Origin of the sequence: Fontibacterium abundans (SeqCode) (assembly GCF_965235095.1) — a bacterium.
Taxonomy (GTDB): domain Bacteria; phylum Pseudomonadota; class Alphaproteobacteria; order Pelagibacterales; family Pelagibacteraceae; genus Fontibacterium; species Fontibacterium abundans.
Genome location: NZ_OZ249405.1, coordinates 663052 through 688197 on the forward strand (window position 1 = coordinate 663052; position 25146 = coordinate 688197).

Annotated in this window: 20 protein-coding genes and 1 riboswitch; of the genes, 5 read left to right on the forward strand and 15 right to left on the reverse strand. The window is 32.0% G+C overall.

Features of this window, described 5'->3' with window-relative positions:
* Positions 1-33: 33 nt before the first annotated feature.
* A complete protein-coding gene (locus tag AC8GER_RS03760) occupies positions 34-876 on the forward strand; it encodes a sulfite exporter TauE/SafE family protein (RefSeq protein WP_506597537.1) in 843 nt (280 codons plus the stop codon).
* Here the strand turns inward: AC8GER_RS03760 and AC8GER_RS03765 are convergent.
* From AC8GER_RS03765 to AC8GER_RS03790, 6 genes are all read right to left on the reverse strand, one after another.
* Entirely contained in the window at positions 869-2122 is a 1254-nt protein-coding gene (locus AC8GER_RS03765; RefSeq protein WP_506597538.1) for a putative Na+/H+ antiporter, read from the reverse strand. The two genes, AC8GER_RS03760 and AC8GER_RS03765, sit on opposite strands and share 8 nt — an antisense overlap.
* 159 nt (positions 2123-2281) lie before the next feature.
* On the reverse strand, positions 2282-2536 hold the full coding sequence (locus AC8GER_RS03770; protein WP_506597539.1) for a hypothetical protein: 255 nt from the start codon (positions 2534-2536) through the stop codon (positions 2282-2284).
* 206 nt (positions 2537-2742) lie between these two features.
* Positions 2743-5409, reverse strand: coding sequence for a pyruvate, phosphate dikinase (gene ppdK / locus AC8GER_RS03775; RefSeq protein ID WP_506597540.1), 2667 nt, complete (start codon positions 5407-5409; stop codon positions 2743-2745).
* 5 nt (positions 5410-5414) lie between these two features.
* The gene (gene glyS, locus AC8GER_RS03780) at positions 5415-7481 is read right to left on the reverse strand and encodes a glycine--tRNA ligase subunit beta (RefSeq protein WP_506597541.1); all 2067 of its coding nucleotides are present in this window, start codon (positions 7479-7481) and stop codon (positions 5415-5417) included.
* Complete coding sequence (locus AC8GER_RS03785; RefSeq protein ID WP_029167071.1) at positions 7481-8410, reverse strand: glycine--tRNA ligase subunit alpha; 930 nt, start codon at positions 8408-8410, stop codon at positions 7481-7483. Before AC8GER_RS03785 ends, glyS begins: the two co-directional genes overlap by 1 nt.
* Positions 8411-8412: 2 nt before the next feature.
* Entirely contained in the window at positions 8413-9225 is an 813-nt protein-coding gene (locus tag AC8GER_RS03790) for a S49 family peptidase (RefSeq protein WP_506597542.1), read from the reverse strand.
* A 90-nt stretch (positions 9226-9315) separates the two neighbouring features.
* On the opposite strand from AC8GER_RS03790, the gene AC8GER_RS03795 reads away from it, so the two are divergent.
* Complete coding sequence (locus AC8GER_RS03795; RefSeq protein WP_506597543.1) at positions 9316-10329, forward strand: polyprenyl synthetase family protein; 1014 nt, start codon at positions 9316-9318, stop codon at positions 10327-10329.
* On the opposite strand, the gene AC8GER_RS03800 is transcribed toward AC8GER_RS03795, so the two are convergent.
* The 4 genes from AC8GER_RS03800 to gcvT form a co-directional block, all read right to left on the reverse strand.
* Positions 10313-10804, reverse strand: coding sequence for a TspO/MBR family protein (locus tag AC8GER_RS03800; protein ID WP_506597544.1), 492 nt, complete (start codon positions 10802-10804; stop codon positions 10313-10315). The genes AC8GER_RS03795 and AC8GER_RS03800 overlap by 17 nt on opposite strands.
* Positions 10805-10965: 161 nt before the next feature.
* Positions 10966-13827, reverse strand: coding sequence for an aminomethyl-transferring glycine dehydrogenase (gcvP, locus tag AC8GER_RS03805; RefSeq protein ID WP_506597545.1), 2862 nt, complete (start codon positions 13825-13827; stop codon positions 10966-10968).
* Positions 13827-14207: a glycine cleavage system protein GcvH gene (gene gcvH, locus AC8GER_RS03810; RefSeq protein ID WP_506597546.1), complete on the reverse strand. Its 381-nt coding sequence runs from the start codon at positions 14205-14207 to the stop codon at positions 13827-13829. The genes gcvP and gcvH overlap by 1 nt, the downstream gene beginning before the upstream one ends.
* Before the next feature lie 2 nt (positions 14208-14209).
* On the reverse strand, positions 14210-15334 hold the full coding sequence (gene gcvT, locus AC8GER_RS03815) for a glycine cleavage system aminomethyltransferase GcvT (RefSeq protein WP_506597547.1): 1125 nt from the start codon (positions 15332-15334) through the stop codon (positions 14210-14212).
* Between the two features lie 96 nt (positions 15335-15430).
* Positions 15431-15515, reverse strand: a riboswitch (glycine riboswitch).
* Positions 15516-15649: 134 nt separating this feature from the next.
* Between gcvT and AC8GER_RS03820 the strand changes: the two genes are divergently transcribed.
* Complete coding sequence (locus AC8GER_RS03820; RefSeq protein ID WP_506597548.1) at positions 15650-16414, forward strand: pyrroline-5-carboxylate reductase; 765 nt, start codon at positions 15650-15652, stop codon at positions 16412-16414.
* Positions 16415-16431: 17 nt separating this feature from the next.
* Here AC8GER_RS03820 and AC8GER_RS03825 read toward each other — a convergent pair whose 3' ends face one another.
* Positions 16432-17373, reverse strand: a complete 942-nt coding sequence (locus tag AC8GER_RS03825) for a sodium-dependent bicarbonate transport family permease (RefSeq protein WP_506597549.1) — start codon at positions 17371-17373, stop codon at positions 16432-16434.
* Positions 17374-17387: 14 nt separating this feature from the next.
* On the reverse strand, positions 17388-18023 hold the full coding sequence (gene pdxH / locus AC8GER_RS03830) for a pyridoxamine 5'-phosphate oxidase (protein WP_506597550.1): 636 nt from the start codon (positions 18021-18023) through the stop codon (positions 17388-17390).
* A 33-nt stretch (positions 18024-18056) separates the two neighbouring features.
* Here pdxH and aroC point away from each other — a divergent pair, with 33 nt between their 5' ends.
* Both aroC and AC8GER_RS03840 read left to right on the forward strand, forming a co-directional pair.
* On the forward strand, positions 18057-19142 hold the full coding sequence (aroC, locus tag AC8GER_RS03835; RefSeq protein WP_506597551.1) for a chorismate synthase: 1086 nt from the start codon (positions 18057-18059) through the stop codon (positions 19140-19142).
* Between the two features lie 3 nt (positions 19143-19145).
* Entirely contained in the window at positions 19146-19883 is a 738-nt protein-coding gene (locus AC8GER_RS03840) for a rhomboid family intramembrane serine protease (protein ID WP_506597552.1), read from the forward strand.
* A gap of 108 nt (positions 19884-19991) precedes the next feature.
* On the opposite strand, the gene acnA is transcribed toward AC8GER_RS03840, so the two are convergent.
* Genes acnA through AC8GER_RS03855 form a run of 3 tightly spaced genes read right to left on the reverse strand, consistent with a single transcriptional unit; the run spans position 19992 to position 25138 of the window.
* Complete coding sequence (acnA, locus tag AC8GER_RS03845; RefSeq protein WP_506597553.1) at positions 19992-22655, reverse strand: aconitate hydratase AcnA; 2664 nt, start codon at positions 22653-22655, stop codon at positions 19992-19994.
* A 21-nt stretch (positions 22656-22676) separates the two neighbouring features.
* Positions 22677-23042: a DUF1850 domain-containing protein gene (locus AC8GER_RS03850; RefSeq protein ID WP_506597554.1), complete on the reverse strand. Its 366-nt coding sequence runs from the start codon at positions 23040-23042 to the stop codon at positions 22677-22679.
* A complete protein-coding gene (locus AC8GER_RS03855) occupies positions 23039-25138 on the reverse strand; it encodes a TRAP transporter permease (protein WP_506597555.1) in 2100 nt (699 codons plus the stop codon). Before AC8GER_RS03855 ends, AC8GER_RS03850 begins: the two co-directional genes overlap by 4 nt.
* Between the last annotated feature and the right edge of the window lie 8 nt (positions 25139-25146).

The following is a 25146-nucleotide window of genomic DNA, read 5'->3' on the forward strand; positions in this document are numbered from 1 at the left end:
ATAACATTATTTGGAAAATAATAAATTTATATAATGAGCAATAAAGTATTTAAAATTTTATTTGGCCTATTAATTATCTCTGCGATAACAATGTTAACCTATTATCGAGGAATAGATGCGACACCTTTTAATGGTGATTTATTTTTCTGGGCTTTATTGTTTGGATCGATTGCTGCATTAATTGATGGTAGCTTGGGAATGGCTTATGGAGTAACAGGCACAGCTTTTTTATTAGGTTATGGAATTTCACCTGTTAAAGCTGTTGCTTACATTCATATAGCTGAAATTTTTGTCTCGGGATCCTCTGGATTAAATCACTGGAAAATTGGGAATGTTGACACTAAATTATTTAAAAAACTTCTAATACCTGGAATCATTGGCTCTATTCTTGGAGCTTTAATAATAACTAAAGTTAAGATTCCGTATTTATCAATCGTGATATCTATTTATCTATTATTTATGGGAATATTTCTAATTTCAAAAGCCTATTCAAAAATAAAATTACAATTTAAACAAAAAAATTCTGCTGTTATTCCTCTTGCGGTAACCGGTGGGTTTGTGGATGGCGCTGGTGGAGGTGGCTGGGGTCCTGTTGTCACAACAAGTTTGTTGGGTGGGAAAATGTTGCCAAAAAAAATTATTGGAACTGTTAATGCTTCTGAGTTTTTTATTAATTTAGCATCAGCAACTACTTTTTTATTTTTTGTTAAAATTACAGACTGGGAAGCATTAGCTGGCCTTATAATTGGTGGTTTTTTAATAGCTCCTTATGCTGCAAAAGCTACTTCAAAAATGAGTATTAAAATGATTTTAACAGTTGTTGGCTGTCTTATTATAATAATAAGTCTTAGAAAAATTATTCCGCTATTTATATAATTTTATAACAAATAATTGCAACAATCGTAGGTCCCAAAGCAGATAAAAACAAATACAAAGGGCTAATAGTATTCCCATAAAAATTTTTACTTAGAATAGAGTAACCTGCTGGATTAGGAGCGTTTGCAATAACCGTTAATCCTCCACCAGTTATTGCTCCTGCAGCCAATGCATACTTAAATTGATCTGAAAGGCCGTCGACTAAAGAGCCAAGGTAAGTAAGAGCAGCATTGTCTGTTATTGCAGTCAAAGCAACTGCTGCATAATAAATTTGATCTGGACTTAGTTTATTTAACAAGGGTTGTAACCACCATTTTTGTAGACCCCCTAAAATTACTAAGCCAGCTAAAAATAGAGAAACTAAAAAAGCCTCTTTTAAAATTAGTTTATTCTGAAACCGATCGTAAGAAGAAGCTATTCCAAGAAAAATTATAAAAATTCCTAAAAAAATAATTAAATCATGAACAAAAAAAATAACGCCAATTAGTAAAATTAAATGAATAAATAAAATAAAAAAAGGAGTATTATTTTCTTTTATATTTAAATTTTTAATTTTAATTAACTCTTTTCTAAATATTATTGTCAAAATTAAACTATTAGCAAAGACAGCAAGAGCAGTTCTCCAGCCAAATGTGGTCAGCATAAACATTAAATCCCAATTCCATTTAGCGGCAACCATTAATATGGGTGGTGCAGCGAAGGGGGTCATTGCACCTCCTATACTAACATTTACAAATAGAGTTCCGATAATTCCGTATTTAAATTTATTAGAAATATTCTTTGAATAAAAATGCTCTTTAAGAATTAATGCTGCTAAAGTCATTGCGGCAGGTTCGGTAATAAAAGAACCTAGAAGAGGCACAAATGTCATTGTCACAAAAAAAAGTCGAAGAGAATGGTTTATGGGCAATAATTTAGAGATCTGTTTAACGCATGTTAAAGAAAAATCTAATATTGGTTTGCTGGCAGCAATAACCATAATTACAAAAACAAATAATGGCTCAACATAACTTTGGTTGTTTAAATAATTAACTACGTCATTTTTACCAGATGAAATAAAAAAAAATAAAACAAGAATTATTGCCCAAAAACCAAATACAATCTCCACCTCTCCAAGCATATGTAATATTTTTTCATGTTTGGAATATTTGTGGGCTAAACTCTTAAAAAATTTTACTGAAAATGTGTGTACAATTGCAATAGCAAATATAAATGAAGCTATAAATTGAATTGGTATGTCGAACATTACTAAAATTTATATCAATTCTAAAAAATAAACTATCAATTAAATTAAAATAATTTCGATTTTTGTATTTCAGTTTGAGATACTTTATTATTTTGAGGAATTTAGAGGAGGGAGATTTTTAAAGTGCTAACTAAAAGTTAGCACTTTAAAAAAAAATGCTTACTTCTTAGCCGGAGCTAGAACAGCAGAAGCGGCGTTGATTGATTTAACGCAATCAGCTTCTTTTTTAGCTGCTAGTGCATCACCAGCTTTTTTTCTTAGATCACCAGCTTTTTTAGTTGCTGCTGCATCTAATTTTGCTGTTTTTACTGCTACATCGTAACCTTTTATTAAATCAGCGCAAGATTTAGCTTGAGCGTTTGCAAAAGATACGAATAAGAACATACTTACGATTGTTGCTAGTATAGTTTTCATTTGTTTTACTTGTTGTTAAGTTAATTGGCGGCGAAAGTATTTAATTTAAGACTTTCTGTAAATGTATTTTTGACAAGGAAAAGCCTTCATTCTTAATAAAGATTTTTAAATACCCAAGTAAATCAAAGATTTTTAAACAAACTACATAACTAACCTATGCGTAGTTCTGTTAGTTAAGAATTTATCTTAAATTTATAAGACTCGATTTATTTTTTAGCCCTTATGCTTGCTTGTGCAGCAGACAATCTTGCAATTGGAACTCTGTATGGCGAACAAGATACATAATGTAATCCGGCTCTATGACAAAAATCTATAGAATCTGGATCTCCACCATGCTCACCACAAATTCCAAGTTTGATATTTTTTTTTGCCTCAAGTCCTCGTGAACATGCAAGTTTTATAAGCTCACCCACTCCATCTTGATCGATACTTACAAATGGGTCAATTTTAAATATTTTATTTTCAACATAGTCATCTAGAAATTTACCAGAGTCGTCTCTAGATATACCAAGTGTTGTCTGTGTTAAATCATTTGTTCCAAAACTAAAAAAATCTGCATGTTTTGCAATATTTTTTGCATTAAGAGCGGCTCTTGGAAGCTCAATCATAGTACCTACTAAATAATCTACTTTAAAATTATTATTTTTTTGAACTTCTTGCGCAATGCGATCAACCAATCCTCTTAAAATTTCAATTTCTCTTTCTGTTGCAACAAGTGGAATCATAATTTCTGGAATTACCGCTTCAACTTTTTGTTTTTGTAACTCATATAACGCTTCAAAAATTGCTCGACATTGCATTTCATAAATTTCAGGAAAAGAAATTGCTAAACGACAACCTCTATGACCCAACATAGGATTTTCTTCATGTAAATAATTAATTCTATTTTTAATTTCACTTGAATGAATTTTTAAAGATTTTGCAACAATATCAATTTCTTTTTCCGTTTTTGGTAAAAATTCATGTAATGGCGGGTCTAGTAATCTAACCGTAACTGGAAGACCTTTCATAATTGTAAAAATTTCTACAAAATCTTTTCTTTGAAAAGGTAAAATTTTATCTAAAGCTCTTAGACGATCTTCTTTAGTTTTTGAAAGGATCATCTGTCTTACATATAAAATTCTTTCTTCATCAAAAAACATATGTTCTGTTCTGCAAAGTCCAATTCCTTCTGCACCAAATCCTCTTGCAGTTCGAGAATCTAATGGGGTTTCAGCGTTTGCTCTAATTTTTAAAGTTCTAACTTCATCTGCCCATTTCATCATCTGAGAAAAATCTCCAGAGATGTCTGGATTAATTGTCTTAACTTCTCCAAGCATAACTTCGCCTGTTGAGCCATCGATTGTTATAATGTCCCCCTCTTTAACTTCAGTGTTATCTACTTTGAAAAACTTGGCCGCATAATCTATTTTTATATTTCCAGCTCCCGAAACACAGGGTCTCCCCATACCTCTTGCAACAACGGCGGCATGACTTGTCATTCCTCCTCTGCAAGTTAAAATTCCAACAGCAGCGTGCATTCCGTGAATATCTTCTGGTGATGTTTCAACTCGAACTAAAATAGTATTTTGATTATTTGCCTTCATTTGCTCAGCGTCATCTGCATTAAAAGTAACCTTTCCTGTTGCAGCTCCCGGTGATGCTGGAAGTCCCTTTGCTATTACATTTTTTTTAGCTATTGGATCTAAAGTTGGATGAAGAAGTGTGTCTAAAATTTTTGGATCAATTCTAAGTAACGCCTCGTCTTTTGTGATTAATTTTTCACTAACCATATCTACTGCAATCTTAATTGAAGCTTTTGCAGTTCTTTTTCCAGATCTTGTCTGTAACATCCAAAGCTTCTTATTCTCAATAGTAAATTCAATATCTTGCATATCACGATAGTGAATTTCTAATTTTTTATAAATTTTTGTAAGTTCTGCAAATGCTTCAGGCATTGTTTCTTCTAATGACAAATCCTCAGAAGATGACTCCATTCTTGCTTTTTTAGTAATATTTCTTGGTGTCCGTATTCCTGCAACAACATCTTCACCTTGAGCATTAATTAAGTATTCTCCATAAAAACTATTTTCTCCTGTGGATGGGTTTCTTGTAAATGCAACACCCGTTGCACAATCGTTACCCATATTACCAAACACCATGGATTGAATATTGACTGCTGTGCCCCACTCCTCAGGAATATTATTTAATCTCCTGTATGTTTTTGCTCTTTGATTTTGCCAAGATTGAAATACAGCGCTTATCGCTCCCCATAATTGTTCATGGGAGTCTTGAGGAAAATCTTTTTTTGTATTTTTTTTTACAATGTCTTTATAATTACCAACAATTGTTTTCCAATCTTCGGCTTTAAGTTCTGTGTCTGATAATACGCCTTTTGTTAACTTATAATTATCAAGCAAATCCTCAAAATTATGATGATCTACTTCAAGAACAACGTTGCTATACATTTGAATAAAGCGTCTGTAGCTATCATAAGCAAATGTTTCGTTATTAGTTTTTTTAATTAATCCTAAAACTGTTTTGTCATTCAGTCCTAAATTTAAAACAGTATCCATCATTCCAGGCATCGAAACTCTTGCGCCTGATCTGACTGATACTAATAAAGGATTATTAACGTCACCGAAATTTTTTCCTAAAATTTTTTCAATATTTCTTACGGCATCCTCTACTTGAATTTTTAGATCGTCTGGATATTTTTGATTATTTTTATAAAACTCAGTGCAAACTTCTGTTGTAATTGTAAATCCCGGAGGAACAGGCAGTCCTAATTTACCCATCTCCGCAAGATTTGCTCCTTTTCCTCCTAGAAGAGGTTTTTGCGATACAGTTCCTTCGCAGTTTGAATTATTAAACTGATAAACCCACTTTGGCATTTTTTCTAAACCTCAAATTTTGAAAAGTCAGCAAAACTATCAAAAGTTTTACATAATAGGAATAATAACTCTAGTCTGTTCTTTTTGATCTGTTCATTTTCATCATTAACTTTTACATTATCAAAAAACTTATCAACAAAACCTTTTGTCCCAGCTAACAAACCCATCGTCTGCTCTACAGTTCTTAATCGTGCAGGAGTTGTATAATGCTCTCTAATTTCATTTATTTTTTCTAATAAAAAATTCTCTTCATTATGTTTAAATAAAACAGTCTCGGGATCTCCAAATAATTCTTGTTTAAGATCTTTTTTTGATTGCTCTAAAATATTTGTACATCTTTTATAAACTGCAATAACATTTTGTCCGTCTTCACTTTTAACTACTTTGTTTAAATTTTTAATTTTAGTAAACAAAGAATAATAATCATCGGATCTACTGTTGAATAAAACAGATTCAATAACATCAGGTCTAATTTTTTGATCCTTAAGTAAGTTTTTAAATCGGTCTGACACAAAAGCTAAAATTTCCTCAGTAAACTTAAGGTTTTGCATGTTCACTCTTTGTGTAAGATATGAGTTTTTCGAGTTATTAATTAATTCTTTTAATGAGATAGAAATTCTATTTTCTATTACTATTCTAAGAATACCAAGGGCTGATCTTCTTAATGCGTAAGGATCTTTTGAACTTGTTGGTTTTTCATTGATACCGAAGAAACCAACTAAATTGTCAATCTTATCAGCAAGCGCAACGGCAATAGAAATTTTTTCTTTTGGTACTCTATCTTCTGGTCCAACTGGTAAATAATGATCAGAGATTGCATTTGCAATTTCTAAACTAAAACCTTGCTCTACTGCAAAATACTTTCCAAGAACTCCCTGAAGCTCTGGATATTCTCCGACTAAATCTGAAACTAAATCTGCTTTGCAAATTGAAGCTGCTATTTCAGCATCATCTTTTTTACAATTAACAATATCTGCAATGAAAGATGCCAAAACTCTTATTCTTTGTGTTTTGTCATGAAGTGAGCCTAGGCTTTGATAAAAAGTAATTCCTTTAAGTTTACTTACTTGTTTTACTAAATTTTGGCCTTTATTTTTTTCCCAGAAAAATTTTGCATCTGACAAACGAGCAGTAAGGACTCTCTCATTTCCTTTTATTATTTTATTTTTAATATCTTCTTTATTTGCAACAACAATAAAATTATTTATTAATTTATGATTATTAGTAGAGCGCATTGGAAAATATCTTTGATGATACTGCATTGTTAAAATAAGAAGTTCTTCTGGTAATTTTAAAAAATCTTTTAAAAATGATCCTTTTAGAACAATTGGATCTTCTACAAGATTAATAACTTGTTTTAGTAGTTTATTATTAATTTCTAATTCACAATCATTCTTTTTAAGAAATGATTGAATATTTTTAGTAATTAATTTTTCTCTTTCTGCGTTATCAAAGGTAATTCTTTTATCAGTTAATATTTTTTTAAAATGACTATAATCTTTAACAACAACGGCCTTATCTTCTAATGGACCATCCACATAAGTTATATTTGTTGATGTTAAATGAAAAAAATTAAATGGAATAGTTTGCTTATCAAATAAACATAAAATTGATTTTAAAGGCCTGCCCCAAGAAAGATCATGACTGCCCCAACGCATTTTTTTTCTCCATTGTAGACCATTTAAAAAATGGGGAATATTTTTCTTAATTTCCTCAACAACTGGTATTTCTCTTTTTTGCGTTTTTGCAAATATAAACTTTCCCTTGTCTGTTTCTTCTTCGTAAATATCTTTTGGATCTAAATTATTTGATTTAATAAATCCTTGTATAGCCTGTTCTGGTGCTCCAACTTTTGGACCTCTTAAAACTTTGGCTTCAGTTTTAATATTTGCTGGTAAATTACTATAATAAAAAATTAATCTTTTTGGTGTTGAATAAATTTCGCTTACAACTTTTTTAAAATCATACTTTTCGAAAAACGAAGTAAAATTTTCAGTGATATTATTCTTGGCATCTTCTTGTAATGTAGGTGGTATTTCTTCAGAATATAATTCTAATAATAAGTCAGACATTAGTCAGAGTTCTTTAACCAAACTTCCGCTGTACCCTTAACAAGAGTTCTAATTTTGTTAATAAATCCAGCTCTTTCCGTAACTGATATAACTCCTCTTGCGTCTAAAGTATTAAAGATATGGCTGGCTTTTAAACACTGATCATAAGCAGGCAGAGCTAAATTTTTAGATAATAAATTCTGACATTCACCTTCTGCCATCGCAAATGATTTTAGAAGATTGTCTGTGTTTGCAAATTCAAAATTGTATGCTGAAAATTCTTTTTCATTACGTTTATAAACATCTCCATATTTAACTCCTTCATTATTCCATCTGATGTCAAATACACTATCTACTCCTTGAATGAACATTGTAATTCTCTCAAGGCCATAAGTAATTTCGGCTGAGACTGGTTTACATTCAAAACCTGCCATTTGTTGAAAGTAAGTAAATTGAGTAATCTCCATTCCATCACACCAGACTTCCCATCCCAGTCCTGAAGCTCCTAATGTTGGACTTTCCCAATCATCTTCTACAAAACGAATATCATGCTCTTTATAATTTATTCCAAGTGCACTTAAGCTTCTAAGATAAAGACTCTGAACATTCTCCGGTGATGGTTTGATTAAAACTTGAAATTGATAATAATGTTGAAGTCTATTTGGATTGTCTCCATAACGACCATCTGTTGGTCTTCTTGAAGGCTGAACATAAGCTGCTTTCCAAGGTTTAGGTCCTAAAGATCTTAATGTTGTTGCAGGATGAAAAGTGCCGGCCCCAACCTCCATATCGTAAGGCTGCATCACAACACAACCATAATCAGACCAAAATTTTTGTAATTTAAATATAACTTCCTGAAAAGACAAATCTTGTGGTTTAGATTTATTTTTAGTTACAACTTTTTTTTTTGTTATAACTTTTTTTTTATTTAATGTCTTTTTAGCAGCCATTTTTATAAGCCATATTTGTTCCAGATCGATCTTACTTCCAGTTCATTTATAACTTCTGAATACGATCCTGGTAATTGTGAGGAAAGTTTTCTTTTTAACCAACTTTGCGCTGCTTCAAATTTTTTAACTTTAAGATCTTTGCCGAATTTTTCTTTTAAAATTTCTTGTAAAGTTCCAACTCCATCAATTAAACCAAGTTGTAATGATTTTTTTCCAGACCAAAACTCACCTGAGAACAACATTGAATGATTCTCAGATTTTAATTTATCTTTTCTGCTTTTCTTAACTAAATTAATAAATTCATCATGCAAATCTTTTTGCAAAGATTTTAACTTTTCTACATCTTCTTTTTTTTCTTCTAAAAATGGATCTAAAATACTTTTACTTTCACCTGCAGTATGCACTCTTCTTTGCACACCAATTTTTTTTATTAACTCTTGAAATCCAAATGCCGAATAAATTACTCCAATAGATCCAACAATAGAATTAGCGTTTGCATAAATTTCATCTCCTGCGCACATCAGCATATATCCACCTGAAGCCGCCACATCTTCGGCATAGGTAATTACTTTTACTTTTTTATCATCAGCTTCGGATCGAATAAGATCATATAAAAGATTGGACTGAACTGGCGATCCTCCTGGTGAATTAATAGAAATCACTACTGCTTTAATATTCTTTAAAGCAAAGGCTTTTTTAATAATATCGCTTTGACTAGCATAGCTCATGCCTTGGCTAAATCTGCCTACATTGCCTATAACTCCATTTAATCTGATTAGAGAAACTGTTGGTTTTGATTTAAAAAAAGAAAACATATTTATTTCATATCTTTTAAACGTTTATTATCAGTATTCCAGAGTAAAAATTTAATAATACTTTATATTTATTAATGCTACAAACGCCTCGTGAAAAATAATATCGTACAACTAGAAAAATTTCAGAAAAAAACTCCTTACGATTCTCTTAAGGAAATATTTAATAATGATTTAGATAAAGTTGAAGAATTTACTAAATTAAAATTATCAAGCGAGGTAGATCTAATTGGGAAAATGACACTATATCAATTAGGTTCTGGAGGAAAAAGATTAAGATCTATACTGACTTTAGCAAGCTCTAAAATTACTGAATACAAGAGTGAACACAATATTCATTTAGCTGCTTGTGTTGAGCTTATTCATAGCGCAACTTTACTACATGACGACGTTATCGATAACAGCTCAGTAAGAAGAGGTAAAAAAACTTCAAATATTATTTGGGGAAATCAACCTTCTATTTTAGTTGGTGATTATTTCTTGAGTAGATGTTTTGAAATTATGGTTGATGTTGGTTCTTTAGAAATTTTAAAACTGTTATCAAATGTATCTGCAGAAATTGCGCAAGGTGAAGTACTTCAGCTTCAACATAAAAACGAAGTAGATATCACTGAACAAGTTTATTTGAATATCGTGACTCAAAAAACAGCTTCATTATTTGGAGCAGCAATGAAAGTGGGTGGTTGTCTTGCAAATAAATCTGATAATGAAAAAAAAGCATTACAATCATATGGAGTTAATCTTGGTATCGTATTTCAAATCAGTGATGATATTTTAGACTACAATTCTACTAAAGTATTTGGGAAAGATATTGGTAATGATTTTTATGAAGGCAAAATTACCTTACCAATAATTATCTTATTCCAAAAATCAAATGAAACTGAAAGAGAACAAATAAAAAAATATTTTACTCAAGAAATAAGAACTGCGGAAGAGTTAAGTAAAGTTTTGTTATTAATGCAAAAATATGATGTGATTACAATTTGCAAAAAAAGAGCGGAGCATTTTTCAAATGTATCATCCGACTCTTTAAATATATTTAAAGATTCTGATATTAAAAAAAAACTTCAAGAGCTATCTTTTTATTTAATTAATAGGTCGAATTAAGAATATAAATTGTGCTATTTAAATATAGAGCAAACGTCGACCAGGCAAAATAAGGAAGCATTAATAAAACGGAAGGCTTGCTGTACTTAGAATACAAAACCATCAAATATAAAATAAAAAAAATAATGATTGAGATTATAAAGCTCGCAAGAAAAATTTGCTTATAATAAAAAAATACATAACTCCAACTTGCGTTAATTAATAAGTGAACAAAATATACTGTTAAAATTTTATTTGAATGTTTGCTTTTTTTATAAGCAAGCCAAGCTGCAACTGACATCATTATATAAAGTAGTGTCCACACTGGTCCAAAAATCCAATTGGGAGGATTAAATGCTGGTTTTACTAAATTATAATACCAAGGATCTAATGCTGCTCTTGTTACAAATCCTGCTGGAAAAGTTATTAAAAAAGTAGCTACAACAATTGTAAATAAACTTAGATAACCTTTAGATTCTGATTTATTTTTTTTCATTATTAACTAGTTGCCTTAACGTAAAATAATGAAATCGCTGCTAATATATGTCCGTAATAAGTTAAATTTACAAAAACTCTTAAAATAAATTTATGATCATCTTTTATTTTGAGAAAATCGCAAAGCACATTGCCAGGATTATAAAGCAATTCCAGCTTCAACTAGGCAGCTTCCTCTCTATAACTCTCTAAACTTGGACAACTACAAACAAGATTTCTATCTCCATAAACATTATCTACTCTTGAAACTGGGGACCAGTATTTATTAGCTTTTAAATACTGTAGCGGAAATGCCGCTTGTTCCCTTGTATACTTGTGCTCCCAAACATCTGCTGAAAGTTCAAGGAATGTATGTGGGGCATTTTTAAGTGGATTGTCGTTCGTATCAAATAATTTATTTTTAACCATGTTAATTTCTTTTTTAATATTAATTAATGCTTCACAAAATCTATTTAATTCATTTAAGCTCTCACTCTCTGTAGGCTCAACCATCAAAGTTCCAGCAACTGGCCAAGACATAGTTGGTGCATGAAAACCATAATCAATTAATCTTTTCGCAATATCTTCTTCGCTTACTCCTGTCTCTGTCTTAATAGGTCTTAAATCAATAATACACTCATGAGCAACAAAACCATTTTTACCTTTGTACAAAGTGCTAAATTGTTCTGCTAATTTTTTTGACATATAGTTTGCACTTAATATTGCAACTTGCGTTGCTTTTTTAAGGCCTTCTGCCCCCATCATTTTTATATACATCCATGAGATTGGAAGAATACTAGCGCTTCCCCATGGAGCAGCTGACACTGCGCCCATACCTGTGCTTGGTCCTGAATTTTGTTTTATAACCTGATGGTTTGGTAAAAATTTCTCTAAATGCTTACTAACTCCTATAGGACCCATTCCTGGTCCTCCTCCGCCATGAGGAATGCAAAATGTTTTGTGCAAGTTCATATGGCAAACATCAGGTCCAAATTTTCCAGGCTTAGCAATTCCAACAAGTGCATTTAGATTTGCTCCATCCATGTAAACCTTTCCGCCGTTGTCATGAATAATTTTGCAAATATCAGTAATTTGTTCTTCGAACACTCCATGAGTTGATGGGTATGTTACCATTAAAGCCGCTAAATCTTTTGAGTGTTCAGCCGCTTTCTTTTTAAGATCTTCAAAATCAACATTGCCATCTTTATCGCAATTAATAACCACAACTTTCATTCCAGCCATTTGCGCGCTTGCTGGATTTGTACCGTGAGCTGAGCTTGGAATAAGACAAACATTTCTATTTTTTTCACCTCTAGATAAATGATATTTTCTAATAACCATTAAACCTGCATATTCTCCTTGAGCGCCTGCATTAGGTTGAAGGGAAATCCCGCTAAAACCTGTAATTTCAGAAAGCATTTTTGATAAATCATTAAACATAAAATGATAACCTTCCGCCTGATCTACTGGAGCGAATGGGTGAAGCGCTCCAAATTCAGGCCAAGTTACTGGAATCATCTCTGCAACTGCGTTTAATTTCATAGTGCAAGAACCTAAAGCAATCATTGATCTATTTAATGCGATATCCTTATCTTCTAGACGCTTTAAGTAACGAAGCATTTCAGTTTCAGAATGGTAAGAATTGAACACTTCGTGTGTTAAATATTTTGATGTTCTTAAAAAATCTTTTGAAATCTGATCAATTTTAGTCTCGTTAGATATTTTTTCATTAATCCCAAATACTTCAAATAAATCCTTTAGATCACTAATTTCTGAAGTTTCATCAAATGAAATACTTATTAAATCTTTTAATTTTCTAATATTAATTTTTTTAGCTAAAGCTTTTTTATAAAATTCCCCTGTTTCATCTCCTGTAAATATAGTTACGGTATCAAAATAATTTTGAGAAACTATTTTAAAATTATTTTTTTGTATTACTTCTGCAAATAAATTTGCAATTCCAGCAGTACGTTCCGCTATTTTTTTAATACCTTCCGGTCCATGATAAATTCCATAAGCTACGGCCATAATAGAAAGTAAAGCTTGAGCGGTGCAAATATTGCTTGTTGCTTTTTCTCTTCTTATATGTTGCTCACGAGTTTGCAGAGCCATTCTCAAAGCTTGTTTATTTTTTCTATCAACCGATACGCCAATAATCCTTCCTGGCATTGCTCTTTTAAATTCATCTTTTGTTGCAAAAAAAGCTGCATGAGGTCCGCCGTAACCCATAGGCACACCAAATCTTTGTGAATTTCCAACTACAATATCAGCACCCATTTCTCCTGGCGGCTTAATTAATGTTAAGGCAAGTAAATCAGTTACAACAATGGCTTTACCTTTTTTATTATGAATAATATCAATAATTTCTTTTAAGTTATAAATACTGCCAAGAGAATCTGGATACTGAACAATTGCGCATAACAAATTATCTAGTTTTGTAAGATCCTCATCATTGTCTCCTACAATAATTTCAAGACCAAACGGTTCAGCTCTAGTTTTAACAACATCAATTGTTTGGATATTACATTTGTTAGAAATAAAAATTTTATTTAAATTATCAGGATTAATTCTTTGACATAAACCTACGGCTTCAGCTGCCGCGGTCCCTTCATCAAGTAAGGATGCATTTGCAATATCCATTTTTGTAAGATCAATAATCATTTGCTGAAAATTTAATAACATTTCTAATCTTCCTTGAGCAACTTCTGGCTGATAAGGTGTATAAGCAGTATACCAGCCTGGGTTCTCTAAAATGTTTCTTAAAATAACATTTGGAGTGATGGTTCCATAATAACCTGCTCCTAGATAATTTTTATAAATTTTATTCTTTTGAACAATCTGCTTTAACAATTTAAGAGCTTTATCTTCTGAAATAGCCTCATCTAATTTTAATTCTTCTTTTTCTAAAATTCTGTCTGGGACAATTTTTTTAATCAGCTCATCTAATGATTTTACATTTAAATAAGAAAGCATAGTCTTTATATGCTCATCTGATGGACCTATATGGCGTCCTATAAATTCTTTGGAATTAGTTAGATCTTTCATTAATTTGGGTTTTCTGTTGCATATTTTTCATAATCACTCTTGTTCATTAGATCTTTAAGTTCATTCTGATCTTTTATTGTAATTTTAAAAAACCAACCTGAACTTTCTGGATCTTTATTTACAAGTGATGGATCTGTAACTATTGCCTGATTAGACTCTTTGATATCTCCTGTAAGTGGCGAGTAAACATCACTTGCGGCTTTTACAGATTCAACAACTGCAGCTGGATCGTCTTTTTTAAAAGATTTTCCTGCAGCAGGAACTTCTGCAAATACAATATCTCCTAACTGAGAAACTGCATGCGCAGTAATTCCAACTGTTGCAACGCTACCATTCACTTCTAGCCATTCATGCTTCTTTGAGTATTTTTTTTCAGTCATATTCAATTTTTTACGTAACTTTTTTTATAAAAAGGAAGTTTGCTAATAACTCCTTGCACCATATTTTCTCTAACTTTCAAGATTACTTTTGTGCCCTCTTTTGATTGATCATAATCAACATATCCCATAGCAATCGGTCCGTTCACGCTTGGGCCGAAACCTCCGCTAGTCACATGTCCTATTTCTTTTTGATCGTTTGAGAAAATTTTTGTTCCTTCTCTTGCAATAATTTTACCTTCTGGTTTTATTCCAACCCTAATTTTTTTAGGTTTGTTTTTAATTTGATCTAAAATTATTTTGTCTCCTAAAAATCCACCTTTTTCTTTTTTTGTTTTAGGAATTGCCCAAGACAAAGCACCTTCAACCGGGGTAGTTTTGGTATCAATATCATGACCATATAAACAAAGTCCGGCCTCCAATCTTAATGAGTCTCTTGCACCAAGTCCTATTAGTTTAGCATCAGACACTCTCATAATATCTTGTGTTAATTCTTGAACATCTTCATTTTTTATAGAAACTTCAAAACCATCCTCGCCTGTATACCCTGATCTTGTTATAAAAATTTTTTTCTTATTATATTCAAAATAATTTCCGTACATAAAATTAAGTTTTGAAATATCTTTAAAAATTTTTTCCATAGCATCTACTGCTTTGGGTCCTTGAATTGCAATTAACGATAAATCATCTCTTAGAACGGCAGTAAAGCCCTCGCCTATTGAATCTTTAATAATTTTCGCGTCATTATCTTTGCATGCTGCATTCAGTACAATCTTAATTCCTGTATCAACCTTGGTTACAATTAAATCATCTTCGATTCCACCTTTTTCATTTAGTAGAAATGAATATTTAGATTGATTATTTTCAATTGCAGAAAAGTCTAATGGAATTATTTTTTCAAGATAAGGAAAAATACTGCTGCTACACTCTATCTTTAATTGACCCATGTGCGAAACGTCAAAAATTCCTATAGAATTTCTTGTATGTGTATGCTCTTGAATAATCCCATCTTGATATTGAATGGGCATTTCATAACCTGCAAAATTTACAAGTTTAGCGCCAGAATTTTTATGAAATTCGTATAGCGAAGTTTTACCAGTTTGTTTTAATTCTGTATTAGCCGCACTCATAAATATTATATAACTCCTAATTTAAGCGGCCCATCTGTATGTTTACCTGAGAGTGTTGCTCCGTCGGTGAAGTTTCAAACTTTCTTTCCAGAGTTATATAATTGTAAGGTCCTTTTACCTGAGAGTTTCCTGGGCTGTTGCTCCTTCGGTGCCTACGAGAGGTCTCTTCCCTACGAATCCAATATTCCTTTAAGCGATGTTAAAAGTCAATTTGAATCATAGTAATAAATATAATGCTGTGGAAAACAAAAGTTTTACTAATCATATAATTACACCTAAGAGTAGTATATCTAATTTAAACAAGTTTTTAAAAATATGAAATTAGGTTTTATTGGTGTTGGAAAGATAGCAACTTCAGTTATTGAGGGAATTTTTAATACAAAAATAAACATTAAAGAGATTATTCTTTCTCCAAAAAACAGACAAAATACTAACTCTTTAAGAAATAAATTTAAAAAAATCAAAATTGCAAAATCTAATCAAGATGTATTAGATAAATCTAATTGGGTTGTGCTTTCTATCACTCCAAATGTTGGAAAGCAGATATTAAAAAAATTAAAGTTTAAAAAAAATCACATAGTTTTGAACTTTATGTCTACAATTCATAACCAAGAACTTAAAAAAATAATATTCCCTGCTAAACAAATATTTAAAATAGCTCCTCTTCCGATGATTAAATATAATCTTGGACCTATTATTGTATACCCAAAGAATAAAACCATTGAAAAATTTTTTAATAAACTTGGAAAAGTTATTTCTACAAGCAATGAAAAGGAAAATAAAAAGTTGTGGGTAATGACTTCGTTTATGGCAACATATCTTGAGATATTTAATACCGCTCATAAATGGTTTGTAAAAAATGGAATTAATCAAAATAAATCAAAAGAATATATAAATTATTTATTTAGAGCGTTAAATAATGAGCTTTTAAAAAATTCTAATTATTCAATAGATAAAATGGTTAAAGAATTTCAAACCAAAGGTGGAATTAACGAAGAACTTTTAATGAGAGCCAAAAAATCCGGAATATTTAAAAATTTAAATAAAGGTTTTGATAAAATTTATATCCGAGTTAAATAATCTTAAAATTTTATCTTCTAAAAAAATAATTTAGCAATATAAGTGTAAAGTGGAATTCCAATTATAATATTTATTGGAAATGTTAATCCTAGTGACATTCCAAAATAAAGTGATGGATTTGCCTGTGGTAATGCATATTTTAATGCTGCTGGTACCGCAATGTACGAAGCGCTAGCAGATAAAATCATTAAAAGAATTGTCTCGCCTAAATCAACACCAGCAATCTTGCATATTAATAAAGCTAATAAAGCATGGATAGGCGGTGCAAATACTCCATAGACCAAAACATAAATAGGTTTGTTTAAAACTTGTTTAAAATTTTTAGCAACCATCAATCCCATATCTAATAAAAAGAATGCAAGCATCCCCTTAAATAAATCAATTGAGAAAGGTGCCATAATTCTCTCTCCTGTGGCACCAGCAAAAAGACCTACGATCATTGCTCCGATTAAAAGTAATTGTGCTCCATCAGTAAAAGATTTGTGCAGCAAACTTAGGGAGTTTTGTTTTTTATTAGATTTTGCAGCACTTGCTAAAATAACAGCAAGAATAATTGCGGGAGATTCCATTAGCGCCATTGCTGCTGCCATATGTCCTCCATAAGTAATTTGGTTTTGATCTAAAAATTGACTGGCAGTAATGAAAGTAACAGCGCTTACTGAACCATACGTTGCTGCAATTGCTGCTGAGTCATAACTATTTAATTTTTTTTTTAGAAAATAATATCCAAGAATGGGAATTACAATTGCAAGCATAACAGCAATAGATAAAGTTTTTGCTATATCAATTGTTAATCCTGATTTTTGTAAAGCAAATCCACCTTTTAAACCTAGGGCCATTAAAAGATATAATGATAAAAATTTTGTAATTGCTGGAGGGATTTCTAAATTAGATTTAACAGCGCCTGCAAAAACTCCAAAGATAAAAAATAAAATTGCAGGATCTAGTATGTTTTGCATTTATCTATAAAAATTTAAGGATATAAAATTTCTTTTATCCATCTAGACCCAGATTTTTTATATCTAAGTCTTTCATGAATTCTATTATTGCCGTCTAACCAAAATTCAACTTCATTTGCTTTTAGAGCCCAACCAGACCAATGGGAGGGTCTTGGAACTTTTTTATGAATTGGAAACTTTTTTTTATATTCTTCAATTCTTTTAATTAAATCTAACTTAGATTCCATAGGAGTTGATTGTATCGATGCCCATGCGCCAATTCTACTCCCATAAGGTCTTGTATTAAAATATTGGTCAGCAGCTTTATTTGAAACTTTTTTAATAGTTCCATCAACTCTTATTTGTCTTCTTATACTTTTCCAATGAAAGCACATAGAAGCTTTTGGATTGCTTTTTAATTCGCTGCTTTTTTTACTTTTTAAATTTGTATAAAAAATAAACTCTGCATTTGTTAATCCCTTTAAAAGAACCATACGAACAGATGGTTGTTTGTTACGATTCACTGTTGCAAGCGCTAGAGCATTTGGATCATTAATTTCTGTTTTTTTTGCTTTAGTCATCCATGCCTTGAATAGCTCAAATGGATTTTTCTTATCAAGAAAACACGTATTCAGTCCAAGTTTGTTTGTTTTATATTTTTTTTGATTCATAAATAACTAAAAATACCCTATAAAATATATTTAATGTCATTTAATACTTTTGGAAAGCTATTTAGATTTACTACATGGGGAGAATCCCATGGTCCAGCAATCGGTTGTGTAGTTGATGGTTGTCCTCCAAATATTGCCATTTCTGAAAAAGACATTCAAATCGAATTAAACAAAAGAAGACCTGGTCAGTCAAAATTCGTAACTCAAAGAAAAGAGAAAGATCAGGTGCAAATATTATCTGGAGTGTTTCAAGGAAAAACTACTGGAACTCCTATTTCAATGATCATCTTTAATGAGGATACTAAGTCTAGAGATTATGAAAGTATTAAAGATAAATTTAGACCAGGACACGCTGATTTTACTTACTTTATGAAGTACGGAAACCGTGACTTTAGAGGTGGCGGGAGGCAATCTGCTAGAGAAACTGCTTCTCGAGTTGCAGCAGGTGCCATTGCTAAAGTTGTTTTAAATAAATTGGTTGGAAAAAAATTCTCCATCATTGGTGGGGTTACGCAAATAGGTCCATTGATGATTGATCATAATCTTTGGAATGATAAAGAAATTAGAAAAAATCCTTTCTTTTGTCCTGATAAAGAAACTGTGCCTGTGTGGGAGCAATACTTGTTAGATATTAGAAAAGCTGGAAGTTCATGTGGTGCTGTTATTGAACTTAGAGCTAAAGGAGTTCCAGTTGGACTGGGTGCTCCTATTTATTCAAAGCTTGATCAAGATATTGCTGCAGGACTTATGAGTATCAATGCAGTTAAAGGGGTGAACATTGGTGCTGGTATGAATGCTGCAAGCTTAACAGGCGAAACTAATTCTGATGAAATAAGATCTAAAAGCGGAAAAGCAAAATTCTTATCTAATAATGCAGGTGGAATTTTAGGTGGAATTTCTACGGGACAAGAAATTATTGCATCATTTGCAGTTAAACCAACATCTTCAATTTTAAACACTCGTGACACTATTGATACTAAAGGAAAAAATACTAAAATTTCTGTTCGTGGTAGACATGATCCTTGTGTTGGAATTCGTGCCGTTCCAATTGGAGAAGCTATGCTTGCATGTATTCTGCTAGATCATTTAATGATGCACCGAGCACAATGCGGTAACTAGTTTGTGATCCCATTAAAAGACGAAAATAGTACCCTCTCAACTCCAATACTAAGTTACACAATAATAGGAATTTGCGTTGTAGTTTTTTTAATACAAATAAGTTCTCCTGGTTTTAATAATGGAAGTTTATTTTACTCTTATGGAGTGGTTCCGGCCTCACTTCTTGGTACCGAAACTTTGCCAAACGATCTAAATAAAATTGATCCATATCTTACTTTGATTACGTCAATGTTTATGCATGGAGGTTTTATGCATTTAATAGGAAATATGCTTTATATGTGGATCTTTGCTGACAATATTGAAGATGATCTTGGAAAAGTAAAATTTATTTTATTTTATTTAGCATCAGGTGTTGCGGCTGCAATGACTCAGGTTTATTTAAATGTAAATTCAACTATCCCAATGGTTGGAGCAAGTGGAGCAATAAGCGGAGTGCTAGGCGCTTATTTAGTCAGATATCCAAGGAATAAAGTTTTGGTACTAATACCTTTTGGATTTTTTACTCAAATGGTGAAAATTCCTGCAATGTTTGTTTTAGGATTTTGGTTTATCTTACAATTTATTAGCTCGAGTGGAAGCTCTGATCAGGGTGGAGTTGCTTATGGAGCTCATATCGGGGGGTTTGTATTTGGAGCTGCCGTGATGTTTTTCTTTGGCAACTTTTTAATTCCTCAGAAACCATTCTTTAAAGCTCTTAACGAAAAAGACGGTAAGAAAAAAAATCCCTGGATACAGGACTAAGTTACCCACATAAAATAACAGCAATATTTGATGAATGTTCTCGTTTTGATTCCCTTTTGATTCTATTTTGAATCAAATTTTCTACTTTTAAGGGTGCATGTGGATAATCTAAGCCATGTTTCTTAGAACGTACTGAAGAATACCACCGTGCTTATAATATTCAGTTTCATTATCAGTATCGATTCTAGAAAGAACATTAATTTTTTTTGAACTTCCGTCTTCGTATAAGAATTCAACAGTCACCTCTTCTCTAGGTTTTAAACCTTTTTCAACATTTAGAATATTTATAATTTCAGATCCTTTTAGGTTTAAAGTTTTTCTAGAAAAGCCTTCTTTAAATTGAAGAGGCAAAATTCCCATACCTACTAAATTAGATCTATGAATTCTTTCAAAACTTTCCGCAATAACAGCTTTAACTCCTAAAAGTTTTGTACCTTTTGCTGCCCAATCACGCGACGATCCTGTTCCATATTCTTTTCCTGCGATTACAATAAGATCTACCTTTCTTTTTTGGTATTCCATTGAAGCATCAAACACTGGCATTACTTTTTTATCAGGATGAAGCATTGTAACTCCACCTTCTGTCCCTGGTACCATTTCATTTTTAATTCTAATATTTGCAAATGTTCCTCTCATCATTACTTCATGATTTCCTCTTCTTGCTCCATAAGAGTTAAAATCTTTTTGTAATACTTGATGCTGCATAAAATAATCACCTGTGGGTCCAGACTTTTGAATAGATCCTGCTGGGGAAATGTGATCCGTTGTTATTGAATCTGCTAGTATAAGAAGAGGTCTTGCGCTTTTAATTACTTTAAATCCTTCTGGCTTATCAGGTAGATTTTCAAAAAATGGTGGACGTTTTACATAGGTTGATTTTTTATCCCAATCATAAATGCTGCTTGCTACTGTTTTGATCTTCTGCCAACTAGTAGGGCCTTCTGATACGTTATCATAACGCGATCTATACATCTGCGCTGTGATTGAAGTTAAGATTGTGTCTGCAATCTCTTTATTAGAAGGCCAAATATCTTTTAAGAATACATCTTTGCCACTCTTATCTTTGCCAAGTGAATCTTTATAAAGATCAAACGTCATCGAACCTGCAATAGCGTAAGCTACAACAAGTGGAGGTGAGGCTAAGTAATTTGCTTTGACTTGCGGATGCACTCGTCCTTCAAAATTTCTATTTCCTGAAAGAATTGATGCTACGTATAACTCACCTTTTGTAATTGCATTATTAATATTGTCATTCAGTGGTCCAGAGTTTCCAATACAAGTTGTGCAACCATATCCTACTAAATTAAAACCTAATTGATTAAGATAAGTATCTAATCCTGCTTTTTCTAAGTAATCCGTTACAACTTTAGAACCAGGAGCTAGTGAAGTTTTAACCCAAGGTTTTGAGGACAATCCTTTTTCAATTGCTTTTTTAGCAAGAAGTCCTGCGGCAATTAAAACACTAGGGTTAGAAGTATTTGTGCAAGATGTAATTGCAGCAATTACTATATTTCCATCTTTTAATTTATAATTTGCATTTTCAACCGCATATTCTTTTAACGCAGTTCTTTTGATTGTCTCTTTAAAGTTTTTATCAAAATCTTTTGCAGCATCCGTTAATAAAACTTTATCTTGTGGACGTTTTGGTCCTGCAATTGTTGGAACTACTGTGCTTACATCTAAACTTAAAGTATCTGTAAATACCATGTCAGAACTTGCCCATAGACCCTGCTCTTTTGCATAAACTTCTATAAGTTTAATTAAGTCTTTGTCTCTACCAGTAAATTCTAAATATTTAAGGGTCTCTTCATCGATTGGAAAAAATCCACATGTTGCACCGTACTCTGGAGCCATGTTTGCAATGGTTGCTCTATCGGCTAATGATAAATTTTTTAAACCTTCACCATAAAATTCTACAAATTTTCCAACCACACCTTTTTGCCTTAGCATTTGTGTAACAGTTAAAACTAAATCTGTTGCGGTTGTTCCTTCTGGTAATTTTCCTTTAATTTCAAATCCGATAACTTCTGGAATTAACATAGAAATAGGCTGTCCCAACATCACGGCCTCAGCTTCAATTCCTCCAACTCCCCAACCTAGAACTGAAAGTCCATTGACCATTGTTGTGTGACTATCTGTTCCAACTAAAGTATCTGGATAAACAGTTAATTCTCCATTCATTTCTGAAGACCAAACTACTTTTGATAAATATTCTAAATTTACTTGATGACAAATTCCTGTTCCTGGAGGAACTACTTTAAAATTATTAAATGCCTGCTGTCCCCATTTTAAAAATGAATATCTTTCACCATTTCTTGAAAATTCCTTTTCAACGTTTAAATCAAACGAATCTTTATTTGCATAATTATCAACCATCACCGAGTGATCGATGACTAAGTCTACTTGTGATAATGGATTAATCTTTTTTGGATCTTTATTTTTTGCCTTAACTGCATCACGCATTGCAGCTAAATCTGCAACAGCTGGAATTCCTGTGTAGTCCTGCATTAAAACACGAGTTGGTCGATATGCAATTTCAATTTCTGAAGTTTTTGTCTTTAGCCAGCCTTGCAGAGCATTAATCTGAGTTTTATCTACGGTAGTATTATCTTCGTAACGAAGTAAATTTTCTAATAAAACTTTAAGAGATTTTGGAAGTTTGTTTATATCCTTAAGTCCATTTTTTTCAGCTTCAGTTAAACTGTAAATAACGTAATTTTTATTGTTAACTTTAATTGTTTTCTTAGATTTAAAAGAATTGATTTTGCTCATAATTACTAAAGAAATCGTGATTTATTTACTATCACAAACATATAACTTCAATGGTTTATTTTCATTTTTTGGAAGTTCCTGACACTTCCCATTAAAACAAATATTCCAATTCTTAATATTTGTCTGAGATGTTGCTAAAATTAATTCATCTTTTGCGCTAACACTTGGTTTATAAACCCACCACCCTTTAACTAATTTTGCATCCTCTGGTGGCTCCATCCCCGCACCCGATCCTTTAATCCTGGCCTCTATAATTTTAAGTTTAGAATTGATAATTCTCCAATCTTCTTGCCACTCAACTTTTTCAACTGAATGCATCCAAGTTAATGTAAAGAAAGAAATAGCAAATGTTGTAACTTTAGCTCCGGCTAGTACACACAAACTCATGCTGCAATTTTATTTTTTTTTCTTACCTTTAGCCACCTAAGAAATAAAAATACCGCAAGTATACTAAAACCGATTTCATCACTAACAGGCAATGCAGTAATTAACAAAGCCGGGATAATAATTGCAAACAATCTTTCAGTAATAGAAAGTTTTTCTTTATAATAACCTATTACTGCAACTCCCCAAAAAATAATTGCTATAAATACTTTTAAGCAAATATATAAAACAGAAATTAAAAACATATCCAAACTTTGACCTGAAACATTTTGCAACATTAAAGCTGGGCTATAAACTGCCATATAAGGAATAACAAAACCTGCCATAGCAATTTTAACTGCCTCGATTGAAATCTTTAATCCTTTTTCTTTTGCAATAGGCGCTGCTGCAAAACATGCAAGCGCTACAGGAGGTGTTAAGTCAGCAAGTATTCCAAAATAAAATACAAACATATGACTTACAATAAGCGGAACACCTAATTCTAAAAGAGCAGGTCCTGCAACTGCAGAGGTAATTATGTAATTTGGAATGGTTGGAATTCCCATGCCTAGTATTAATGAAATTATCATCGTAAGAACTAATGATAAAAATATACTGCTCTTCCCAACGCTTATAATTACCTGTCCAATCGTGCTTGCTATTCCTGTAAGCGTTAATGTTCCAATTACAATTCCAACGACAGCACAAGCGATTCCCACCGGTAGTGCAGTCTTTGCCCCTTCTGCCAATGCATCTCTACAATCAATTAATGTGTTTCTCCCCCCTTTAGATAAAAAATTCCAAACTATCAAAACTAGTAACGTAAACATAATAACGGAAGAACCCATTTTGAAAAAACCAGAGGATACAAAACCAAGAGCGATCCAGAAAATAAACCTTATTGTTTTTGATGAAAATCCTAAAGCAATTGAACTTCCTAAAATTAAAAAGGTAGTAAGAATTAATCCAATAGTTCCTGAATACAGCGGTGTATAACCACTAAATAACAAATAAACTAAAGCAACTACAGGAAGTATAAGATACCATTTCGTCTTTATTGCATTAAGCGCTGAGGGTAATTCGTTTTTTGGCATTCCATATAATTTGTTTTTTGCAGCCTCAATATGAACCATCCAAAATGTAGAAAGATAATAGAAGAAAGCTGGAATAATAGCCGCTTTACAAACTTCAAAATATTTAACTCCTAGAGTTTCTGCCATAATGAAAGCAACTGCTCCCATGACTGGTGGCATAATTTGACCACCCATAGAAGATGTCGCTTCAACACCACCGGCAAAAGCAGGTCGGTAACCAAAACTTTTCATTAATGGAATTGTGAATTGCCCTGTTGTAACTACATTAGCAACTCCAGAGCCTGATATTGTTCCCATCAAACCTGAAGAAATTACAGAAACTTTGGCTGGTCCTCCTATTTTATGTCCAACGAGACCTAATGATACATCGGTGAAAAGCTTGATCATTCCTGCTCGTTCAAGAAAAGAACCAAATAAAATAAACAAAAATATATATGTAGAAGAGACATATACAGGAACCCCGTATATGCCTTCAGTTCCATAAGTTAGTTGATCAATAATTTGAGAAAAACTGTAACCTCGATGTTGAAAAATTCCTGGAAGATAATTTCCAAAAAAACAATATGCTAAAAAAAATCCTGATATAATTGGAAGTGATGGTCCCATTATTATCCAAGCAGTGACGAAAATCACTATTAAAGCCAAGACTCCAAAAAATACATCGTTAGGCGTTGGACTTCCTGATCTAACAATTAAATTATTGTATTCAATGTACTGATACATCGCGACAGCAAAACCTATTATTCCCAAAAACCATAACAAATATCTAAAACCTATTTTATAATTTTTTAAAGCGCCGATTAAAGGCAAAGCAATCAAGCTTAAAAATCCGACGTGAGTTGCTCTGAGAATTTGTGTTGGCACATCTACAATATGAGCCGCAGTAAGTAATTGAAAAGTTGAAAATGCTATAGCTATATAAAATAAAACTTTGCCTTCAAAATTTTTTGGGAAACTTTCTAATATAGTATCTGCTAACACGGCTGATTTTTTTTCAGCCGTGCTAACATTGTGTGATGTTTCCATAATTAAAA

What these genes read in the sequence shown, in the direction of transcription:
- AC8GER_RS03765 (WP_506597538.1), bottom strand. Translation starts at nt 2,122, where the DNA reads ATGTTCGACATACCAATTCAATTTATAGCTTCATTTATATTTGCTATT.
- AC8GER_RS03790 (WP_506597542.1), bottom strand. Translation starts at nt 9,225, where the DNA reads ATGTTTTCTTTTTTTAAATCAAAACCAACAGTTTCTCTAATCAGATTA.
- AC8GER_RS03855 (WP_506597555.1), bottom strand. Translation starts at nt 25,138, where the DNA reads ATGGAAACATCACACAATGTTAGCACGGCTGAAAAAAAATCAGCCGTG.
- aroC (WP_506597551.1), top strand. Translation starts at nt 18,057, where the DNA reads ATGTCATTTAATACTTTTGGAAAGCTATTTAGATTTACTACATGGGGA.
- AC8GER_RS03785 (WP_029167071.1), bottom strand. Translation starts at nt 8,410, where the DNA reads ATGGCTGCTAAAAAGACATTAAATAAAAAAAAAGTTATAACAAAAAAA.
- AC8GER_RS03850 (WP_506597554.1), bottom strand. Translation starts at nt 23,042, where the DNA reads ATGAGTTTGTGTGTACTAGCCGGAGCTAAAGTTACAACATTTGCTATT.
- AC8GER_RS03800 (WP_506597544.1), bottom strand. Translation starts at nt 10,804, where the DNA reads ATGAAAAAAAATAAATCAGAATCTAAAGGTTATCTAAGTTTATTTACA.
- glyS (WP_506597541.1), bottom strand. Translation starts at nt 7,481, where the DNA reads ATGTCTGACTTATTATTAGAATTATATTCTGAAGAAATACCACCTACA.
- pdxH (WP_506597550.1), bottom strand. Translation starts at nt 18,023, where the DNA reads ATGAATCAAAAAAAATATAAAACAAACAAACTTGGACTGAATACGTGT.
- acnA (WP_506597553.1), bottom strand. Translation starts at nt 22,655, where the DNA reads ATGAGCAAAATCAATTCTTTTAAATCTAAGAAAACAATTAAAGTTAAC.
- gcvP (WP_506597545.1), bottom strand. Translation starts at nt 13,827, where the DNA reads ATGAAAGATCTAACTAATTCCAAAGAATTTATAGGACGCCATATAGGT.
- AC8GER_RS03770 (WP_506597539.1), bottom strand. Translation starts at nt 2,536, where the DNA reads ATGAAAACTATACTAGCAACAATCGTAAGTATGTTCTTATTCGTATCT.
- gcvH (WP_506597546.1), bottom strand. Translation starts at nt 14,207, where the DNA reads ATGACTGAAAAAAAATACTCAAAGAAGCATGAATGGCTAGAAGTGAAT.
- AC8GER_RS03820 (WP_506597548.1), top strand. Translation starts at nt 15,650, where the DNA reads ATGAAATTAGGTTTTATTGGTGTTGGAAAGATAGCAACTTCAGTTATT.
- AC8GER_RS03760 (WP_506597537.1), top strand. Translation starts at nt 34, where the DNA reads ATGAGCAATAAAGTATTTAAAATTTTATTTGGCCTATTAATTATCTCT.
- AC8GER_RS03825 (WP_506597549.1), bottom strand. Translation starts at nt 17,373, where the DNA reads ATGCAAAACATACTAGATCCTGCAATTTTATTTTTTATCTTTGGAGTT.
- gcvT (WP_506597547.1), bottom strand. Translation starts at nt 15,334, where the DNA reads ATGAGTGCGGCTAATACAGAATTAAAACAAACTGGTAAAACTTCGCTA.
- ppdK (WP_506597540.1), bottom strand. Translation starts at nt 5,409, where the DNA reads ATGCCAAAGTGGGTTTATCAGTTTAATAATTCAAACTGCGAAGGAACT.